This window comes from Holdemanella sp. MSK.7.32 (genome assembly GCF_024460475.1).
In the GTDB taxonomy this organism is placed as follows: domain Bacteria; phylum Bacillota_I; class Bacilli_A; order Erysipelotrichales; family Erysipelotrichaceae; genus Holdemanella.
This window is the reverse complement of sequence record NZ_JANFYN010000118.1, coordinates 1-703: the sequence shown is the minus strand read 5'-3', so window position 1 is coordinate 703 and position 703 is coordinate 1. Positions and strand designations below refer to the sequence as shown.

The 703-nt window shown below is 36.6% G+C and carries 1 protein-coding gene; it reads left to right on the top strand.

Features of this window, described 5'->3' with window-relative positions; genetic code table 11:
- On the top strand, positions 1-703 hold a 703-nt coding region (locus tag NE544_RS12055), incomplete at both ends, for an ATP-binding protein (protein ID WP_305145747.1).

The window sequence follows — 703 nt, the reverse complement described above, 5'->3', positions numbered from 1 at the left end:
TATTATTCAGGAGACGGATTACTTGAAGCTTATGTTCGTATTGGTAATGAAAGTGCAAAAGCGTCTCCTATCGAATTAAAACGCCTTGTTTTAAGAGGGCGTAACACAACATTTGATTCTCAAAATTCAATGTATAAAGTTGACGATTATGCCTTTTCTAAACTCAGAGAAAGATATAAAAAATGGACAGGCAATAGTTTTGACGAAAAAGATCTCGTTTCATTTGGACTAGCAACCGAAGATGGTTATCTTACAAATGCAGGTGCTTTAATTGCGGATGAAAGTCCAATTCGCTATTCAAGAATCTTTTGTACACGTTGGAATGGGTTGAATAAAAGCGGAGGTACTTTCGATGCATTAGATGATGCTGAATATGAAGGCAGTGTTATTTCTTTAATAGACAATGGTGAAGCCTTCATTAAAAGAAATGCCAAAATGATGTGGAAAAAGACAGCAAATTCTAGAGAAGAAATGCCAGAATATGTTGAACGTAGTTACCACGAAGCATTAGTCAACGCGATAGCACATAGAGATTATTTGATTAATGGAAGTGAAGTTCACATTGATATTTATGATGATCGTTTGGAAATTTATTCTCCAGGTGGCATGCCAGATGGCTCTAACATCCAAGAAAGAGATCCCGTAACGGTACCATCCACTCGAAGAAATCCAGTATTAGCAGATGTATTTAATCGGCTTGGAT